General features: G+C 38.2%; 16 protein-coding genes, 5 tRNA genes and 2 pseudogenes. 12 read left to right on the forward strand and 11 right to left on the reverse strand.

Translation table 11 applies throughout. The features are described 5' to 3' along the window. Window positions 1-655: 655 nt before the first annotated feature. The 7 genes and pseudogenes from tnpC to ACYQ03_RS05625 all read right to left on the reverse strand — a co-directional run bounded on the left by tnpC (window position 656) and on the right by ACYQ03_RS05625 (window position 6,959). Window positions 656-2,160: pseudogene (gene tnpC, locus ACYQ03_RS05595) on the reverse strand (IS66 family transposase). Window positions 2,161-2,348: 188 nt separating this feature from the next. Further along, complete coding sequence (gene tnpB / locus ACYQ03_RS05600) at window positions 2,349-2,636, reverse strand: IS66 family insertion sequence element accessory protein TnpB (RefSeq protein ID WP_459908248.1); 288 nt, start codon at window positions 2,634-2,636, stop codon at window positions 2,349-2,351. Beyond that, a complete protein-coding gene (tnpA, locus tag ACYQ03_RS05605; RefSeq protein ID WP_459908250.1) occupies window positions 2,626-2,994 on the reverse strand; it encodes an IS66 family insertion sequence element accessory protein TnpA in 369 nt (122 codons plus the stop codon). The genes tnpB and tnpA overlap by 11 nt, the downstream gene beginning before the upstream one ends. A gap of 541 nt (window positions 2,995-3,535) precedes the next feature. Beyond that, window positions 3,536-4,213, reverse strand: a complete 678-nt coding sequence (locus tag ACYQ03_RS05610) for an amino acid ABC transporter permease (protein WP_459908252.1) — start codon at window positions 4,211-4,213, stop codon at window positions 3,536-3,538. A gap of 18 nt (window positions 4,214-4,231) precedes the next feature. Further along, window positions 4,232-5,035 carry a transporter substrate-binding domain-containing protein gene (locus ACYQ03_RS05615; protein ID WP_459908254.1) on the reverse strand — a complete coding sequence of 268 codons (804 nt, stop codon included), beginning with the start codon at window positions 5,033-5,035 and terminating at the stop codon, window positions 4,232-4,234. Window positions 5,036-5,056: 21 nt separating this feature from the next. Continuing rightward, window positions 5,057-6,232 (reverse strand): MalY/PatB family protein, encoded by a 1,176-nt coding sequence (locus ACYQ03_RS05620; protein WP_459908256.1) that lies wholly within the window; start codon window positions 6,230-6,232, stop codon window positions 5,057-5,059. A 535-nt stretch (window positions 6,233-6,767) separates the two neighbouring features. Next, the gene (locus ACYQ03_RS05625) at window positions 6,768-6,959 is read right to left on the reverse strand and encodes a hypothetical protein (protein WP_459908257.1); all 192 of its coding nucleotides are present in this window, start codon (window positions 6,957-6,959) and stop codon (window positions 6,768-6,770) included. A 3-nt stretch (window positions 6,960-6,962) separates the two neighbouring features. Between ACYQ03_RS05625 and ACYQ03_RS05630 the strand changes: the two genes are divergently transcribed. From ACYQ03_RS05630 to ACYQ03_RS05665, 8 genes are all read left to right on the forward strand, one after another. Continuing rightward, window positions 6,963-7,211 (forward strand): hypothetical protein, encoded by a 249-nt coding sequence (locus ACYQ03_RS05630; protein ID WP_459908259.1) that lies wholly within the window; start codon window positions 6,963-6,965, stop codon window positions 7,209-7,211. A gap of 90 nt (window positions 7,212-7,301) precedes the next feature. Next, window positions 7,302-8,804, forward strand: a complete 1,503-nt coding sequence (locus ACYQ03_RS05635) for a sugar ABC transporter ATP-binding protein (protein ID WP_459908261.1) — start codon at window positions 7,302-7,304, stop codon at window positions 8,802-8,804. A gap of 195 nt (window positions 8,805-8,999) precedes the next feature. Beyond that, on the forward strand, window positions 9,000-10,073 hold the full coding sequence (locus ACYQ03_RS05640; RefSeq protein WP_459908263.1) for an ABC transporter permease subunit: 1,074 nt from the start codon (window positions 9,000-9,002) through the stop codon (window positions 10,071-10,073). A 168-nt stretch (window positions 10,074-10,241) separates the two neighbouring features. Then, window positions 10,242-10,317, forward strand: a tRNA-Glu gene (locus ACYQ03_RS05645). 10 nt (window positions 10,318-10,327) lie between these two features. Further along, window positions 10,328-10,403, forward strand: a tRNA-Met gene (locus ACYQ03_RS05650). A gap of 14 nt (window positions 10,404-10,417) precedes the next feature. Then, window positions 10,418-10,491, forward strand: a tRNA-Gly gene (locus ACYQ03_RS05655). Between the two features lie 4 nt (window positions 10,492-10,495). Next, window positions 10,496-10,572 (forward strand) — tRNA-Arg (locus ACYQ03_RS05660). Between the two features lie 14 nt (window positions 10,573-10,586). Further along, a tRNA-Leu gene (locus ACYQ03_RS05665) sits at window positions 10,587-10,673 on the forward strand. Window positions 10,674-10,780: 107 nt separating this feature from the next. Here ACYQ03_RS05665 and ACYQ03_RS05670 read toward each other — a convergent pair. Further along, window positions 10,781-11,089, reverse strand: coding sequence for a transcriptional regulator (locus ACYQ03_RS05670; RefSeq protein WP_459908264.1), 309 nt, complete (start codon window positions 11,087-11,089; stop codon window positions 10,781-10,783). 51 nt (window positions 11,090-11,140) lie between these two features. After that, window positions 11,141-11,563, reverse strand: coding sequence for a MarR family winged helix-turn-helix transcriptional regulator (locus ACYQ03_RS05675; RefSeq protein WP_459908265.1), 423 nt, complete (start codon window positions 11,561-11,563; stop codon window positions 11,141-11,143). 559 nt (window positions 11,564-12,122) lie between these two features. Between ACYQ03_RS05675 and ACYQ03_RS05680 the strand changes: the two genes are divergently transcribed. Then, window positions 12,123-13,457: a YeiH family protein gene (locus tag ACYQ03_RS05680; RefSeq protein WP_459908267.1), complete on the forward strand. Its 1,335-nt coding sequence runs from the start codon at window positions 12,123-12,125 to the stop codon at window positions 13,455-13,457. 123 nt (window positions 13,458-13,580) lie between these two features. Here the strand turns inward: ACYQ03_RS05680 and ACYQ03_RS05685 are convergent, their stop codons facing one another. Then, on the reverse strand, window positions 13,581-14,150 hold the full coding sequence (locus tag ACYQ03_RS05685) for a hypothetical protein (protein WP_459908269.1): 570 nt from the start codon (window positions 14,148-14,150) through the stop codon (window positions 13,581-13,583). Between the two features lie 69 nt (window positions 14,151-14,219). Continuing rightward, window positions 14,220-14,588 carry a hypothetical protein gene (locus ACYQ03_RS05690; RefSeq protein WP_459908271.1) on the reverse strand — a complete coding sequence of 123 codons (369 nt, stop codon included), beginning with the start codon at window positions 14,586-14,588 and terminating at the stop codon, window positions 14,220-14,222. Between the two features lie 196 nt (window positions 14,589-14,784). Here ACYQ03_RS05690 and ACYQ03_RS05695 point away from each other — a divergent pair, with 196 nt between their 5' ends. From ACYQ03_RS05695 to ACYQ03_RS05700, 3 genes and pseudogenes are all read left to right on the forward strand, one after another. Beyond that, complete coding sequence (locus ACYQ03_RS05695; RefSeq protein ID WP_459908272.1) at window positions 14,785-15,153, forward strand: ArsR/SmtB family transcription factor; 369 nt, start codon at window positions 14,785-14,787, stop codon at window positions 15,151-15,153. Between the two features lie 55 nt (window positions 15,154-15,208). Then, window positions 15,209-15,310 (forward strand): annotated as a pseudogene (locus ACYQ03_RS18395) (heavy-metal-associated domain-containing protein); the annotation flags it as partial. A gap of 30 nt (window positions 15,311-15,340) precedes the next feature. Beyond that, window positions 15,341-17,260, forward strand: a complete 1,920-nt coding sequence (locus tag ACYQ03_RS05700; protein WP_488193069.1) for a heavy metal translocating P-type ATPase — start codon at window positions 15,341-15,343, stop codon at window positions 17,258-17,260. Window positions 17,261-17,376: the final 116 nt, after the last annotated feature.

Below are 17,376 nucleotides of genomic sequence, written 5' to 3' on the forward strand. Positions count from 1 at the left end.
CCATCTTTATTAAAGGTATTGTGTTATAACGGTGATGTAGAGACATTACGCAGAATAATGACTATCAAGTTGTGCTTTGCACTTGTTCAGCATAAGTTAGATATAGGAGAGCTATAATGCGTTAGCATTAACTTTAGGTACTAATTTGGGTTAGTGTTTAAAGAAAGCTTGTGTTAGAAAATAACATTATCAAATAACTAATATAGGATGATTATTTTGGTAGAACAGGACTATATCTCTTGTATACCCTTTCTTATTGGGGCCTTTCTTTATATAATAAAAAAAATGAGTGGGCATTTTTATTAATGGGAGCTTCAGCGGCCATTTCTATTAGAACATATTATCTTCTAGGAGACAAAGTGGACTTGGTAATTAACATAGTTTTTGTTGTCCTCTTTTGTTTTTGCTTTGTCTTCCAACCTTTATATGGTGATCAAGACTGAAAACTCGCAATACCCTTTGAATAGCACCTGATACAGCTATGACAAGTCCGGATTCGATTCATGTCAGGCCGCACCAGTATAATCTAAACCCGTGATGCCTTGATACAATTGGCCTCACGGGTTTAAATTATTGTGGAGGCGAAGCAAAGTAAGCGTCAAATAACATAGTGGATAGAAAAAGAGCAAAAACTCGTGTAAACTGAGTTTTTGCTCTATCGGCAGGTTTTCTGAACTACTAGACTCCACGGAAGGTAATCTTCAAGGAATTCCGGATGCTGGCCGAACTGTACCCCCGGTAATTCGCTGAAGATGAAATACAGATATTTATACGGATTAAGACCATTTGCCTTAGCACTTTCGATGATGCTGTAAACGGTGGCACTTGCTGAAGCTCCTTTTGGGCTTCCGCTGAACAGCCAATTTTTGCGTCCAAAGGGGCGGATACAATTTTCGGCGAGGTTGTTGGAAATTGAGCAGTTGCCATCCTCAAGATAGTTCATTAACTCTTTCTTATGGTTCAGAGCATAAGCCAAAGCCTCACTCAGTTTAGATTTTGGTAGTATTTTACCTCTGGTGAATCTATCCACGCCCAAAAAGCATCTAAAACGGGCTTTTCCAGTTTTAGACGCTCAGATTTACGTTGTTCGCTCGAAAGGTTTTCGAGAGTCTTTTCAATCTCGAAGAGTTTGTTACAGAATATAATGCTCTGGCTTGGAAGGGTTGCTTCCGGGCTATGTATATCCTTTGGAAGGGCATCTACGAAGTTCCTTCGAAGATGCGTCCAACAGAGGCACCTTATGATTTCTGGAATCTTTTTGTACCCAGAGTATGCATCTGAGTGAAGGTATCCTTTAAACCCTTTTAGAAATTCCTGAGGGTATTTTCCACTCCTGCCAGGTTGATACTCGAAAATTCGGATAGGGTGTTTGCAATGCTGGCCGGTGCTGTATACCCACATGTAGGAATCGGTAGTATTTTTCCGTCCCTCTTCATTCATAACCTGGACGGTCGTCTCATCAGAATGCAGATGTTTTTCTTGCAAGAGCTTCTGATGCATTAGATCTATCAATGGCATCAACCAGTCGCGGGAGGCAGCCAAAATCCAATTGGCCATAGTAGCACGACTTAGATTTACACCCATTGTCCGCCACTCCTTTTCCTGACGGTAAAGTGGAAGGGCGTTGACGAACTTTTGATGCATGACCCAGGCCACAGTGGAAGGAGAAGCCATGGAATGCTGAATCACCGGATAAGGCATTGGTGATTTCTCCATGTAGGGTTCCCCATTCTTGCGACAAGTACGGCACTCGAATGTTTCGCGGTAATAATCGATGACCCTAACTTTTGCGGGAATGAACTCAATTTCAGTACGGATGAATTCTTCACCTACAGATACAAGGGCGGTGTTGCATACTTCGCAAAAGCGGTCTCGTTCATCAAGGGTACAGAGACGTTTGACGTGAGGAATATCATTCAATAGTTCCATCCGCTGACCTTTAAATTTCTTTTTTCGGTAACCTTGTACCTCCTTAAGGTCAGGTTCCGGCGCCATCGGATCAGCTTGGATTTCTGCTTCATCAAAAAGAGACATCTGCCCCAAGGAAAGGGACGATGTCTTCTCGGTACTTCTGCCGAAGAGCTTGCGGGTCAGATATTCAACGGAATCGTGGAGCCGTTTGTTTTCTAGCTCCAGTTCGCATATGCGTTTTTCGAGTATTTTTACCTACTCTGCTGCGTTCATAAAATACAGTTCCTTCACTGTTCTCTACTGTATCTATTATAGCAGAAAAAAGCCAAAAATCCCAGTAATTACGCATATTCACGGGGTTTTTGACGTTAAAGGCAGGACATAATATTGAGCTTTTTCACCGCCTTAGGTTGGTCTATGGAAAGCCCTTCTAGAAGTCATCGAAATTCCTGATATGTAATGGCGCGAACGGCCTCAGCATTCATTGGCCGTTGAAAACTTCCACTTTCCAGTCGTTTGTAAAGAAGAACGAATCCATCTCCCTCCCAATAAAGTGCTTTCATCCGATCGCGACGCCGACCACAAAATAGAAATAAACTGTTCTGAAAAGGGTTCAACTGAAAGTTCTGTTGGACAACGGCAGCAAGACCATCAATGGACTTTCGCATGTCGGTATAACCACAAGCGATATAGATTTTCTCTGCTTTTGAAATATCACCGAACATTTTGCAGTGCCCTCAGGGTGTTTTCGATCAATATTGCGGATGCATTGTTGCTAATCTCCAGTGTTACAGCACCAAAACGCATTATAATATCTGACGATGATTTTTGGTCTGTGGGATCGGTATCAGTTGTGGGGCCTGAAATGTTTAGTGGCACGATTGAGTTGTTTTGGGAACAGATTGATGGAAGGGATTCGCAGGCAGCCGTGCGAATACGTTTTAGCCAATAATAGTAACTCGCTGGACTAATGCCATTATTAGCACACCATGCAGAGACAGTTTGTCCACTACTGCGGCATTCTCGGACAATATCAATCCACTTATTTAATCGATACTGGTTGGTCACTTCCCGGGTATCCAACTCTAAACCTCCTTGGAGTTTTTCTAGTGAACTCGAAAAACTCTATAAACTCTAATTTAGAGAATTATCCCACTGAATTAGGGAAGTTTCTATACACCGACTTACTAGACGCTTACGGTGTATGAAGAAGCTAGGCAAAAACATCCTGAAAGATGGTCTCGCTCAACCAGAGACTGGACTCTTGAAGACACCGTTTGGCTCAATCCCGAGCGTGTGGATAAATCTAAATCAGAAGATAATTACTCTGCCTAATTGATATATTTTTTAGAGGTTTGACGACAACTTTATTGGCAAACGCCGATTTTTACCAATCATTTCTAGTTGATATGGTTCACTAGGCACAAAATGACACCAACCATAGACAAATGATTGGTGTCGAGATTTTTATTTTTTCCGCTGTCTACTTGACAGAGGGCAGTTCAAATTGGCACCACGGGTTTTTATTTTTGTGGAGGCGAAGCAAGATGTATTTTAGGTAGCCTTAATAACCGTTAATCACCCTTAGAGTCCGAAATGAGTCCGACAGAACATTGGCTAAAAACTACAAGGCGATACCTCTATTCATTTTTTTCTCCAACTTTTTCTGAAAGAAGCCTAAAATAGACGTGATCAACCAATAAATAAGCAAAATATCCACAAATGCTTCAAAATAACGAAAGCTAGAGGCTGCTTCCAACTGAGCCGAAGCAGTGATTTCTTTAACACCGATGGTAAAAGCTAGGGAACTATCTTTGATAATATTGATAAAACTATTTGATAAAGCTGGTAGGGCCACTCGGAAGGCTTGTGGGAGGATAATTCTTCGCATTGCCTGCAAATAAGACATACCTAAGGATAAGGCCGCCTCCATTTGTCCCTTATCAACAGAAGAAATGGCGCCCCGTAATGATTCTGACATATAGGCCGCAGAATTTAATGACATGACAATGAAAGCAGCGTTAAAGGAAGACAAGTTAGATAGCGAAGGGAATGCTTGGACCAACCCAAAGTATACTAGGAAAAGCTGGGCCAATAGGGGAGTGCCCCGAAAAAAAGACACATAGATTTTTAAAATTCGATACATTATAGGGACTCTGGCATTAATAATTAACGTGATAATAAAGGCAAGAATTAGCCCCGCCGCTATACTGGCCAGCGACAGGGCTAAAGTCACCTCTATATACTTAAACATAATGGGTAATAAGTTTAAGGAGAATTGCAAGTCAAAGAACTTATTCAAGCTAACACCTCAATATAATTATTGTGGTTTTACTGTGGTATCTAGGACAAACCATTTTTCGGATATATTTTTGAGGGTGCCATCTTCATGCATAGCTTTAATAGTGGAGGTTATTTCTGCTGCTAATTTTTCCCCTGCTTCACCTTTTACAAAGGGGTAAGCGTTTGTTTCGTAAATAGGTTTTAGGCCCATCATTTTTAACTGTAAGTTGTTATCTTTAATGGTGGACAAGGTTTTGATTTCTCCCTGCCAAGCAGCTGCAAGTCTACCCAACTCCACCTCTTTTTCTATGGGTGCTCCATCGTAGGTTACAATATCAAGGTTTAATTTATTATCCTGATTTAACTTACGAAGAGTCTTTTCACCGTTACCACCTAACCAACAGCCAACCTTTTGACCTTTTAGGTCTTCCAGAGTTTTGAGCTGGCTATCATTTTTTATTGCAAAGTCATAATAACTGTAGGCGTAGGGTTCGGAGAAAGCATATTTGTCTAATCTTTCAGGGGTAATAGACATTTGGTGAGCAATGGTATCAATTTGTTTGGCGTCCAGCATACCAACTAAACCACTAAATTTGGAAAGTTTAAAATCTAGCTTATAATTATTTCTTTTGGCAATCTCATTCCAAACATCAATCTCAAAGCCTTGTAGTTTATCATCTTTTTGGAAGGCCCAGGGGTAGTAGGAAGCGGAAGTACCAACAGTAATCGTTTTTTGTTCAGCCTTGGCTATAGTTTCCTTTTTAGGTTCCTCTGATCCTCCGCAACCAGTTAGTGAGAATAGAAGAAGAAAGGAAACCACACACAATAACAGTTTTTTCATTTACACAGCCATCCTTTTATCTTATTTTTTAAAGGCATTGGTAAGCCTTAACAAACCTTCTTTCAGCAATGGTAGTGGACAAGCATAATTTAAACGGAAAAAATTCTCATATCCTTTGCCAAAGTGCACCCCCGGATTTAGAATAATTTTTCCTTTATAAAACAAGATTCTTTTTAACTCTTCCGGAGGGAAGTTATAATTACTAAAATCCAACCAGGCCAGATAAGTACCTTCAGGTCTATTAAATTTAATCTCGGGGAGGTGCAGTTTAAGATATTCTTGTAAAAAATTAAGATTATCCTCTAGTTGCCTTAGTAAAAGGACTAACCAATCTGCCCCTTGCTCATAGGCGGAGATCACCCCCACGGTGGCAAATATGTTGGGCTTGTTAATGCCATCCTTCTGTAGGGCTATCTTATATTTTTCTCTTAGTTCGGGGTTAGAGATAATCAAATTGGAAACCTGCAAACCAGCTAGATTAAATGTCTTGTGGGGAGAAGTGCATACAATGCAGTTTTCCTGGGCTAATTCGGATAGCTTAGCAAAAATTGTATGTTTGTGGCCATTGTAGACAATATCTGAATGTGCCTCATCCGAAATGATCAGTACCCCATTGTGTACACAAATATTTACTAGCCTTTGTAGTTCTTCCTTTGACCATACCCTGCCCACCGGGTTATGGGGACTACAAAGGATGAGTAGTTTCGTTTTTTTATCAATAGATTTTTCCAAACCTTCGTAATCCATCATATATTGCTTGTCTTGCTTGATCAGAGGATTTAAGATCAGTTCTCTATTGCTATTAGTTACTGCATCATAGAAGGGAGGGTATACCGGTGGTTGAACAATAACTTTTTCTCCCGGTTGTGTAAAATTCCTTACTATTCTGTTAAGACTAGCCACAATAGTATCACTAGCCACAAACCAATCCACTTTTGTTAGGAAATCGTGACGTTTATCGTACCAGCGCTGCAAAGCGGCATAGTAACGGTCTTGGTAACCACCGGTATATCCAAAAATGCCGTGGGTTGCCCGTTTTATTAGGGCATCTGTAACACAGTCTGGTGACTTAAAATCCATATCTGCCACCCAGAAAGGTAATAAATCAGGGTCTGTTAAACCATAACGCTCCTTCAAACCATCCCACTTCAAAGAGTATGTTCCCTTTCTGTCAATCAATTGGTCAAATTTTGTCAAATTTACACCCTCTTATTGTAGATAAAATACGGGCATCAACCAAAAAAATTATAATAGTAATTGCCTTAAAAATCCAATCACTCTTACTTATATGTGTAATACAAAGCATAACTTATGGTTATGGATTATTAATTTCCTCTAATCTATGACCCATCAAAATCCTCAAAAATAAATAATTAGATATCTAGATTTATTTCAAAAAATTTTCACCAATCTATAACCCTTATTTGATACTTAATTCAGGACTTAACAATACTAATCTAAATCAGGGTTATTCCTGGTTATTATTAGATTTAATTTGCAATTTAAAACTTTATTTATCTTTAATATAAATTGTGGTTATAAGTTGTTGGATATTTATAACAATAATTTAGTTATTTAACATAGGATAAATATAATATTTTATCGAAGAAGGTTCTTAGCAAAATTGTCTGAATTGCTCGAACGATAGGGGGTTATAAGCTGGGAAACTGGAAGTAGAAAGTCTTAAAATAGCCCGGGATCTAAAGGATCGGGGAACTAAAGTGGTAGGAGTTTATTGTGCCTTTATACCAAAGGAACTAAGCATAGCTGCAGGTGGTATTCCTGTATCGAAGGTAGTATCAGCTATTAAAATATCTGCTAAGTCAAAATAAGGACAGGTATTAGTATGTGCGAAGCGTAGCTGGATTTTATAAGGGGACATATTTTCTTGGTAGATTTTTTTCTGCTGCCGGTATCGAATCATTAGATGCACCACAGTGCTCAAGCGGGTGTAACAGGTAGATTATCAACTTGGCCAGTGCCCGTTGGTGTATTTTTCCCTGAATTCTCCGTTGAAGTGGCCAAAGGAATGATTGAAGGCAAAATAGATAAACCTGGTGTAGATCAACTAAAGCCAATAGCAAAAGAAGTTGCAGGTGTTGAAGTTCAATTTAACAAGATGAAGCCTGAATTGGATAACTACTATTTAATCATTATGGATTCAATTATTTATTAGATAAGTAAATAGATCAGGTACAGGTACTCCTGTGCCTGATTTTTTCCTGTTGATATTTAAAGAAATAAGCCAACAAGGGGTTATTCAAACATGTTAAAGCTATGCAATATATCGAAAATTTTTGGCAATAATCAAGCTTTGAATTTTGTAAATCTAGAGCTCGAGGCAGGGGAAATTCACGGCCTGGTAGGTGAAAACGGGGCAGGTAAAAGCACTCTATTAAATATTTTATTTGGCAGCAAAAACGTTAGGGACACCGGAGGGTATTCTGGTGAGATTAAAGTTAATGGCGAAAAAGTAGACATCGTTAATGCGTGTGATGCCGTAAGGTACGGGATTGGAATGGTACACCAGGAATTTGTCTTGCTACCCGGTATGACTGTTGCGGAGAATATAAAACTTACAAGAGAAATTGTAAACCCTATCACAGCTAAATTATTTGGCAATAACTTAGCTTATATAAATAAGAAAGAGAACGAAGATGAAGTAAATAGGGTTTTCAAAGAAGAGTTGGGTTTATCCATTAATCCTAGAATCAAAGTGAAAGACCTTTCTGTTAACATCAAACAATTGGTTGAGTTCTTATGTGAATATTGCAAAGAGAATTTGAAGGTACTTATTTTGGATGAACCAACCGCTGCGCTGGGTAAAGACGATGCAAATAAAATGATGTGTTTATTAGAGAAGCTATCACAAAAGGGCATAGCTATACTTTTTGTATCTCATAGAATAGAGGAGATTGTATCTATTTGCCATAAAGTTACTATACTTCGTGACGGCAAGGTGGTGGCCAAATACAAAAGAGACCAATTTAATATTAATGATATCGCCCAAAGCATGGTTGGTAAGGAAGTTGTAGAAGTAAAGCGGCAAAAGAGAACCAAGTCTCAAACTACTATTTTGCGCTTAGACAACTTTTCTGTGAATATGCCTGGGGAAAGCGTTAGTAATGTTAATTTAGATATTTACCAAGGAGAAATCCTCGGTTTAGCAGGCCTTTCCGGTCATGGGAAGTTAGCTTTAGGCAATGGAGTGATGGGACTTTTCCCCTCAACTGGGCAGGCTTGTTTTGAAGGTACAACTTTGGATTTATCAAAAACGGAGGGTGTTATTGCTAACGGTATCTTTTTAGTTCCTGATGAGCGTCGCCAATCTGGCTTATTGATGCATCAATCTATTCTAAATAATATTATTTTTACAGCTTTACAAAGGAAAAATAAATTTCTTAAGTCTGGAATCTGGAAAGCTCTTAGCTTTGTTAATAAAAAACACGCTTCACAGTATGTAGAACAAAGCATTAAAGACCTGGATATTCGCTGTAAGTGTATAGGACAAAGTGTAAAACATCTAAGTGGGGGTAACCAACAAAAAGTTTGTTTAGCAAGGGCCTTAGCCCTAGAGCCAAAGTTACTATTTATATCAGAGCCCACTCGTGGCATTGATATTGGTGCCAAGGAGTTAATCTTACAAGAGATTCTAAAAATAAATCAAGATTTAGGAACCACAGTAGTAGTTGCTTCTAGTGAATTAGCAGAGTTAAAGAGAATAGCTGATAGGATAGCTGTTTTTTTTGAAGGAAAGTTATTATTTTGATTGGTGGAAGTACGGGTAAGGGAGCATCCCTTATGCAAGTTATTGTTGGTACCTATTTATTTCAATCTATCTATGTGGTTTCAGGCCCTATTACAAACCAATTACTAATACCCGAGGTGTCAGAAATTTTTAGAATGATAGTTACAAATGGAATTATTTTATATGCGTTACTTTATGAAGGGGGGAGAGTTAGAAATGCTCAGAATTAACTTCGTCCCACTTGTATTTATTCTCCTCTTTTTGGTTAGTTGGCACCTTTCAGGTATGTCGATCACTTTTGTAATAAACGAAGTTATAACTAGATTTATCCGTGACGGGATACTAGTTTTAGCTCTATTAGTTCCTATTGCTGCGGGTATGGGGCTTAATTTTGCAATCACAATAGGAGCAATCTGTGCCCAAGTTGGATTGCTATTAGTCATTGACTGGCAAATTGGAGATGTAGGAGGCTTACTGGGTGCAACCTTAATGGCACTATTATTATCTGTCATACTAGGTTACATCATCGGGTATGGATTAAATAAAGTGAAGGGAAAAGAGATGATAACCACCATTATTGCTGGTTTTCTCGGTACAGCAATCTACCAACTTGTGTTTCTGGTTGGTTATGGGACTATCATAAAACCCAACAACTCAGAGATTATCCTTTCAAGGGGTATTGGTATTAGAAATATGGTGGATTTGCAACCCTTTAGGAATATTCTAGATAATTTATTTGTTATTGAAATTGCTAATATTAAGGTTCCCGTATTCATGATTTCGCTGGTATTATTTTTTTGCTTTATCATCTTCTATTTTATGAATACAAGATTAGGTCAACAGATTAAGGTTGTTGGGGAGGATATGGAGAAAGCATACTCACTTGGCATAGATGTAGACAGAATTCGCATTAAGGCAGTGATTATTTCTACTGTAATTGCCTGTTTCGGTCAAATTATTTATTTGCAGAATATAGGCATGCTAAACGTTTATACCGCTCACTTAAATTCTGATATATTTTCTGCGGCTGCTATACTTGCCGGTGGCGCAACAATTAAAAAAGCTAAGGTTAGGCATGTATTAATGGGAATCTTCTTGTTTCACTCATTATTTATTGTTTCGCCTCAAGCTGGTCAAAACTTCTTTGGTAATGCTGCACTAGGAGAGTATTTTAGGAGCTTTGTGGCCTATGCTACAATAGCTTTTGCTCTGATTATGAATATGAAGCAAGATAATAAGTTGCCAGCCAATATAAGATTAAATAATAAGACCATGAAGACAAGAACGTAAAGATCTTTTAAGGTATCCGTGGACAATATTAACATAAAAACTATAATTTTTAGGTTGAAAAGAACAAAAAAACTATGGTAAGATAACAAATGTCGCTGGTGCTGACCAGTGAACATACGATTCAGCTTGGTAGAGCACCTGAAGTCGCGGGATGGATCACCAATAAATGGCCCCTTGGTCAAGCGGCCTAAGACACCGCCCTTTCACGGCGGTAACACGGGTTCGAATCCCGTAGGGGTCACCATATTTATTGTCGCGGGGTAGAGCAGCTGGTAGCTCGTCGGGCTCATAACCCGAAGGTCGCAGGTTCAAGTCCTGCTCCCGCAACCAACAAAGTTATTAATGCGGGTGTAGCTTAATGGTAAAGCTCTAGCCTTCCAAGCTAGCTACGTGGGTTCGATTCCCATCACCCGCTCCAAAATGTGCCCGTGGCTCAATTGGATAGAGCACCTGACTACGGATCAGGAGGTTAGGGGTTCGAGTCCCTTCGGGCACGCCATAACATTATCAATTGCCGAAGTGGCGGAACTGGCAGACGCACTGGACTCAAAATCCAGCGGTGTAACAACCGTGCGGGTTCGACTCCCGCCTTCGGCACCAATATAACAACACCCTACAGTATAATGAACTGTAGGGTGTTGTTATATTGGTTAAGGGTATTAAATGTCTTATTTGTTAGATAAATCCTGTTTGTTCTCGAAAACAAACTAGGCAGTTTTATTCTCTATAGCAATATATTTTTCTCTACAAGTCCAACTGCAAAAGTAATGTTTTTCATTTTCCTTAGCCAGAATATATGCCTTTGATTTCGGTAGAGTACAGCCGCAGATACTATCAGTAACCAATTCTACCTTTTCCTCAACAGCGGGTACTTTCTGGACTGTTTTTTGTTCAGGGTTATTTTCAAGTTGTTGTTGAACTCTTTTCCTAACCTGAATAAGGTTAAATATATTAATTACACCCCTTAAGATTAAGTATATAAATAATATATTTAGAAAACTTTCAACGAAGCTCATTAGCTAGCCTCCTTTTAATAAAAGTGTTTACCCTTGGTTCCTTTGGCATATTTATTCCTTTTTTAGTAATTTTTTAAAGATTTCACAGACTGTATCCAATTCATCCTCCCTTAAACTCTCAAACTGCTTTACCAAAAGTTGAATTCTCTTAACCTCAATTTCCGAAAGTATCTTTCTGCCATTGTCAGTTAGTGTGAGCCATACTATACGACGATCCTTTTCTGATCTATTTTTCTCAATCCAACCATTCTTATATAGCCTATCTAATATAGTGGTGGCAGCAGAAGGAGAAATATCTAATACATGAGCAATATCAGCTGCCTTGCAAGTATTTTGTAAAGCCATTAGTTTAAGCAAAAAATATTGGGTTGGGGTGATTAGGTCTTTTAATAAATCTTTTAGCTGACAACCGTTGTTTTGTACTAACTCATGAACCAGCATGTCAAACTGTAATATCTTTTCTCTCTTATTCAAGGTAACTATACCCCTTTATCCCTTGATAGTTTACATTATAAACTTCATTAATAGTTATGTCCATTAATATTTAATAGTGTTAATAAGGTTACTATCAATATATATCTGGCTAATAAAATATTTAAATTGTTTTACTTTTATGACAGTAAGTTCAAACAAGTTCATTTATGCTCAAAAAAATGAACAAAATGTGTCATATAAGTGAATCAATGCAACCAAAAAATACACAGCATAAACAAAATGCTAATACTTAAATACACCAATTTATTAGTTAAATTAGTCAATATATATAAATAATGTGTTTGCGACAAAAAAGTATAGTCATATTTCGCATTCTAAATATGTCGTGTTGGCGACAAAATGTTTGTCGGAACAGTGCTATAAAGTAATTAGCTTGCAAGTTAAAAGTATAACAAGTGACAGTTTTTTCTTAGTTATTTAATTGTAGCTACATAATGTAAATTAATTTTAGGCTTAAAAATAAACCTAGCGCTGGGTCAATTTTTAATACAAGCCTAGAAAAAACTGTTAACAGTCACATTACCAAGGAGGCATAAACATGGCAGATACTAAACCTACTGGAGGTTGGTCTGATCTTTATAAGAAAGAAGACTGGTGGGCTGTATGGCTAGGATTAGCACTAACCATAGTAGCAATCTTGCTCTGGAACGCAGGTAGTTCCATTAAGGGGATTGCGGTGAGTGTTCCAGAATGGTCTGAATTTAGTAAGGTTTCCACTCATTTTAGTGAAAAGATAGGTTCTTATATGGCCTTATTTATTGTATTCTTAGGTTTGTTTAGTATTTCCTTAAAAGTTATGGGTCATAAAATTAGCAGTTTTATCCCTGGTTTTACATTTGTTTTTATTAGTAGTGTTATCATTTCCATTATTGGTGGTTGGGATTTAGCACAAAAATATAACATTGAAGCCCCCTTACTGGCTCTGGGTTTAGGGATGATTATTAGCAATACTTTACCTATTCCCCAATGGCTCGAAGGTGCTCTTAAGACTGAGTTCTACGTTAAGCTGGGTATAGTGCTGCTGGGTGCCACACTACCCTTCACATTAATTGTTCAAGCTGGGCCAATGGCCTTTGGACAGGCTACTTTGATTGCGGTAACTACCTTTGTAACGATTTATATGGCTGGTACTCGCCTATTTGGTCTAGACAGAAGGTTTGCCGCAACCCTTGGTGCTGGTGGTTCCATTTGCGGTGTGTCTGCTTCCATTGCTATCGGTGGTGCAGTAAAGGCTGATAAGCAACACGTTTCTGTAGCTATCTCACTGGTAGTTGTTTGGGCTATTATTATGATTTATGCGCTACCTATCTTCATTAAAGTCTTTGGTATCCCTGCCGGTCCTGCCGGTGCCTGGATTGGTACTTCTGAGTTTGCTGATGCTGCTGGTATTGCCGCAGCAGCTGCTATTAACGAACAAGCCATTGCTACCTTTACATTGATGAAGGTTGTTGGTCGCGATATGTTCGTTGGTATCTGGTGTTTCCTACTGGCTCTGATTTCCATTACCAAGTGGGAGAAGAGAGAAGACGGAACCAAGCCAGATGCAAAAGAGATTTGGTACCGCTTCCCTAAATTCGTTTTCGGTTTCTTTGTAGCATCTGCTTTGGTAACTTTAGTTCTCACTTCTATAGATGCTGATTCTGCTAAAGCAATGACAGATAGTGTAATAAAGCCTTTGAAAACTTTAAGAACCTGGGCCTTTATTTTCTGCTTCTTTGCCATCGGTTTAACCACCCGCTTTAAAGAATTAACTTCCGTAGGTTGGAAACCATTTGCTGCCTTCACCACTGGTGTACTAGTTAACGTACCCTTAGGTTACATTCTGTCTGTAATAGTATTTGGCAGCTACTGGGCAAGCGTAGGTTTAAAATAAACACATATCAAAAAGTCTCTGGTTAATTAAATAACCAGAGACTTTTTATTTTCAAGGATAATATCTTAAATGAAAGAAGAGCCAAGGTTGTGTGATCTGTGAGACTAGTAAACTCAGCCGCTCTTAGGCAAAAGAAAGAGATTTTTCTAAGGTATCTGTAACTTCGTTAATTTTACTCCAGTTTTTTGCGGGGGTACTGATGGTTACCACATAACTATCACCTTCATAACAATAGAAGTATTGTTTTAGGTGTAGTTCGATCTGAGGAGACGCAAGGATATATTCCAGTACAAATATGCCATCCTTTAAAATTTTGTCCCTGGTGATGAATTCAACTTTGCCCAATTGTTTAATCTCATTGATGCTGGATTTAATAAATTCATCAGTGTCCATTTTCTGAGTCTGTATTTTTTTAACCACATTAATGATAACAAGCTCCTGAAGATCGTAATAGGATAAATTATTTAAGCTTTCTTCAGGGTTGAGGTTGGTAGCTGTAAATAATACACTGCCATTGGAAAGATTCTTCTCATAGAGGTAACCAGGATACTGAAATGTTAGAGACTCAGATGTAAATTTCTTTGACGGTAGTGGTTGGGTAATTGGTTTGTCTGAGTCAGGGAATAGGATGTGATTAGGGGAACAACCCATTAAGAATAAACATAGGCTTAAGCAAAATAATAGTTTAGCCAAAGTAATCACCCCAAATGGCTTTATCCCATTATAAATGCTATGTAAACTAAATTACAATGTCTATTTAGCTTACAGCATACCCCATTTTCTGTCATACTCAACTTTTAGGATATATTCGTCATCACTAAAGCCATGGTCTTTTAATAATTTAATGGCATCGTTAAAATCTAAAGATTGTGTTTCCATAATAATTAAGTCCTTTTTTCCGGTAACCGCCCAATCATTGTGAGCAGTCATTAATAGATCCATCATAGAAGCAATTCGATCTATTCGGTTACCTAAAAATTCCCCTAATTTGCGCACTGCTTGGGGGGAGATTTCTTTAGTCTTGATGATATTCTTAAGAGGTGGCTCCTCATCTGGTAGCCACTCTCTTTTTTCATAGAAATCAAAAAAGAAGCGGGCACGTTGAATACAAGTAATGTTATCTTTATGCATAACCTATCTCCTTTACCTTGTCTAGATAGATTTATTTTATCATTTATTAATTAGACAAGGCAAATAAGGTAGACGACATTCGCTAAATGTTTTCCAAAAATACATAGCCGCATCATTCAAATGTATACTTGAATGATGCGGGTGGTATGGTATAATATATTCAAATAAATGTTTGAATGATAGAAAAGGAGTAGTCATGAGTAAGCTTGATACCTGTGAGATTTATTGTTTTAACGAGGAAAAGGTAAATAGTATTAAAGGGGAGTTAGAGAAAGAAGATATATCTAGCATTGCCCAATTATTTAAAGCCCTTGCCGATGACAATAGGGCAAAAATTGCTTATTCCCTTAGTCTAAATGGTGAGTTATGTGTGTGTGACCTTGCAAATATCATTGGATCATCGGTTGCCACAGCATCCCACCATTTGCGAACTCTTCATAAGCAAGGAGTTGTGAAGTATCGGAAAGAAGGGAAAATGGCGTTTTATTCGCTGGATGATGAACATATTAAACAATTAATTATTATTGCCCTAGAACATAAAAAAGAGGTGAAAGTCAATGCCTGAGCAACAGATGATTAAAACTTATCGCATCCAAGGATTTTCCTGAGCCAGCTGTGCAAAAAAGTTCGAAACGAACGTAAAACACCTGGATGGTGTTACAGATGCAAAAGTAAACTTTGGTGCCTCTAAATTAACTGTCTATGGTACTACAACCATTGAAGCACTGGAAAAGGCAGGGTCCTTTGAAAACTTGAAGGTTCGTAATGAAAAAGAAAAGATGGTAGAAAGGGAACCCTTTTGGAAACAGAAAGAGAACTATAAAGTTTATATCTCAGCAATATTACTTATTGTCAGTTGGTTTTTCAGCAGGCAGTACGGGCAAGATCATCTATTCCCGACTATTGGTTATGCTGTAGCTATCTTAGTTGGCGGTTATTCTCTATTTATAAAAGGCTTAAAAAACTTATATAAGCTATATTTTGATATGCACACGCTAATGACTGTAGCTATCTTGGGGGCTGCTGTGATTGGTGAATGGGGAGAAGGAGCTACTGTAGTAATTTTATTTGCTGTCAGTGAAGCTTTAGAGCGTTACTCAATAGATAAAGCTCGTCAATCTATTGAATCCCTAATTAATATTGCTCCCAAGGAAGCCTTAATTCGTCGTGGGACAGAAGAAATAATGGTTCATGTTGAAGATATTCAGGTGAACGACATTATGGTGGTCAAGCCCGGGCAGAAATTGGCCATGGATGGAAAAGTATGCAAAGGGACATCTACGATCAACCAAGCAGCTATTACAGGAGAAAGTATACCAGTAGTAAAAACAATTGGTGATGAGGTTTTTGCTGGAACACTTAATAAAGAAGGGTTATTAGAGGTAAGAGTAACTAAAAGAGTGGAGGATACAACTCTCGCCAAAATAATTCATTTAGTGGAAGAAGCTCAAGCTGAAAAAGCACCTTCCCAGGCCTTTGTTGATAGATTTGCCCAGTATTACACACCAGCTATTATCGTCCTAGCTTGCATAATTGCTGTTGTTCCCCCGTTACTGTTTGGAGGAGATTGGGCTAAGTGGATTTATCAGGGGTTGGCGGTCCTAGTGGTTGGTTGTCCTTGTGCCTTGGTTATTTCAACACCAGTTGCAGTAGTTACTGCCATTGGCAATGCAGCCAGAAACGGTGTGTTAATTAAAGGGGGCATCCATTTAGAAGAGACAGGAGCCTTAAAAGTTATTGCCTTTGACAAAACGGGTACATTGACTATGGGTGTTCCCGTGGTGACAGATGTTATAACATATGGCGGTAATGAAAAAGAATTAATGACTATAACAGCAGCCATTGAGAAAGCATCACAGCATCCATTGGCTTCAGCCATTATGAGAAATGCAGTAGAAAATGGATTGAAATTTAATGATGTGTCAGTCGAAGCATTCCAATCTATTACAGGTAAAGGTGTAAAAGCAATAGTAAATAATAAAATGTATTATATAGGAAGTCCGAATTTATTTGAAGAATTGCATCCCCAAATTGAACCTAGGATAAAAGAAAACATTACAGGTATGCAAAAAGAAGGAAAAACCGTAATGCTTTTAGGAACAGAAAAGGAAATTCTTTTGTTAATCGCAGTGGCTGATGAGATCAGAGAATCTTCAAAAGAAGTTATCTGTAAGCTTCATCAAGTTGGAATTAAAAAAACAGTGATGCTTACAGGTGATAATCAACGGACGGCAGAGGCCATTGGCAAAGAAGTGGGAGTCACAGAAATTAAAGCAGAATTACTGCCAGAAGATAAATTGAATTTCATTAAAAAATTACGGGCAAATCATGAAAGTGTCGCGATGGTGGGGGATGGCGTAAATGACGCACCAGCCCTAGCAGCTTCAACAGTTGGTGTGGCAATGGGTGGCGCTGGTACAGATACAGCCTTAGAAACAGCAGATATTGCTTTAATGTCTGACGATTTAAGTAAATTGCCCTATACTATTAATTTAAGTAGGAAGGCTATGGCTATAATTAAGCAAAATATTACCTTTTCTTTAGCTATTAAAGCAATGGCTTTACTGTTAGTGGTCCCAGGTCAGCTAACACTATGGATAGCTATATTTGCTGATATGGGGGCAACTATAATTGTAACCTTAAATAGCTTGCGTTTATTAAAAGTCAAATAGTAAAAAGGTGTCGTTTGTTGCATAGTTCAACAAACGACATCTTTGTATTCGAGGGGCTATTGAACTTTTTTTATAGTAAATAAAAGGGTTTACTAATACATATATAGAAAGTAACC

This window comes from Desulfotomaculum defluvii, assembly GCF_054657375.1.